Source organism: Phenylobacterium sp. (assembly GCF_030680185.1).
Classification (GTDB): Bacteria; Pseudomonadota; Alphaproteobacteria; order Caulobacterales; family Caulobacteraceae; genus Phenylobacterium.
Genome location: NZ_JAUXVZ010000002.1, coordinates 1 through 1,572, shown reverse-complemented (window position 1 = coordinate 1,572; position 1,572 = coordinate 1). Strand labels below are relative to the sequence as shown.

Annotated in this window: 2 protein-coding genes; one reads left to right on the top strand and one right to left on the bottom strand. The window is 66.0% G+C overall.

Translation table 11 applies throughout. The features are described 5' to 3' along the window. Positions 1–218: 218 nt before the first annotated feature. A complete protein-coding gene (locus tag Q8L83_RS00015; protein ID WP_305284051.1) occupies positions 219–830 on the top strand; it encodes a hypothetical protein in 612 nt (203 codons plus the stop codon). Positions 831–1,036: 206 nt separating this feature from the next. Here Q8L83_RS00015 and Q8L83_RS00010 read toward each other — a convergent pair. After that, on the bottom strand, positions 1,037–1,572 hold a 536-nt coding region (locus tag Q8L83_RS00010), incomplete at its 5' end, for a hypothetical protein (protein WP_305284050.1).

Below are 1,572 nucleotides of genomic sequence, written 5' to 3'. Positions count from 1 at the left end.
ACAGCGTGACGGGAGCGAGCCTTGCCGGCGTGCCGGCGGCGGCCGCGATCCGCACGGGGCTCGCGGCGAAGCGGTTCGTCAAGAACGACCGGCGGCTGATGGCGCTGGTGCAGAAGCTGCGGGCAAGGCTCGCCTGAGCTTGCTTCATCTATTGACATTCATATTGCCAATTTAATGACGGCTGCGTAGTCTTCTCCCGGTTCGTCAGGGAGGAAGACATGCTGCGCATCACCGGTCCCCGCATTCTCGTTATCGTTCTCGCGCTTTTCTACGGCGCGTTCTGGATCTGGTATGGCGGCGCGGGGCGGCCGCTTTCGCCGGACGAGATCGACCGTTATTTCGCGCTGCTCGACGAGCGCGCGGAGGGGAGCGGCACGCTGGGGCTTCGCGCGCCGCTGGAAGCCTGGGCGCGGAAGGATGACGGGCGCGAATTCCTGATGGTGAACCTGATGGATGACCCGGCCGATCCCAGGGCGGCGGAGGCCTATAATGCGATGATCCTGCCGGCGCTGATCCGGCGCGGCGGCTTTCCGGTGTTCATCTCGCGGCCTTTCGCTGCCTTCATTCAGCCGGACGGCATGGAGGAGTGGGACCAGGTGGCGATCGTGCGCTACCGGAGCCTGCGCGATCTTTTCGAGATGGTGACGGCGCCGGAGGCGAAGGACATCCAGCACCTGAAGGAAGCGTCGGTGTCGAAGACGCAGGTGTTTCCGACGCATGTGGTGTTCAGTTTCGTCTGGGTGAGGTTCATCGTGGGCGCGCTGCTCGTGGCGCTGGGCGCGGTGGTGCATCTGGGGCTGAGGTATTTCCACTGGTACAGGCGGGCCTGAGGCTCGGAAACTGTTTTGAAAAGTTCAACGCTCCCCCGACCGTCGACCTCTTCATTCGTCATTGCGAGGAGCACCGAAGGTGCGACGAAGCAATCCAGGGGCAGCAAATGCTGTGCCTGCGGCCCCTGGATTGCTTCGCTTCGCTCGCAATGACGGGGTAGGATTCACGGCTCCACCAAAGCAGCGGGAATTTTTCAAACAGTTTCTCAGCGCGGGTGCGCGTCCCACGGCTCCAGCACGCCCGCGATGCGGCGGGGAAGGGGCATTTCCATCTGGGCGATGGCGGCGGCGGAAATTTCCTCGTGGTTGAGCCAGCGCGAGGTCTCGCCCTCGCGGACGAAGCCGAGGATCACCTGTGCGTAGACGATGTCCGGCTGGCGGCCGAGCGCCTCGGCGCGGAGCGTGGCGATGGAGGGCGCGCCGTCCTCGCCGGTGAGGAGCGAGCGGCTGCCCATGATCTCGATCAGGAGACCGCCGGGCGCCACCAGCGCGTCGAGCGCGGCGCGCAGCAGCTCCGCGCGCGGACGAATCCAGGTGAGGGCGACGTCGAAGGGGGCGTGGGGCTCCAGCGCGGCGAGGAAGGCGGCTTCGTCGTCATAGCTTTGCGCGACGCGGACGAGCTTCGTGTCCAGCGTATCGGCGCCGAAGGAGAAGCCGTCGGCACGGCGCGAGGCGAGCACCGCCTTGTCCGAACGGGCGACGGCGTGAGCCGAAGCCGCGTTCAGCATGCCCGTGGTGCCGA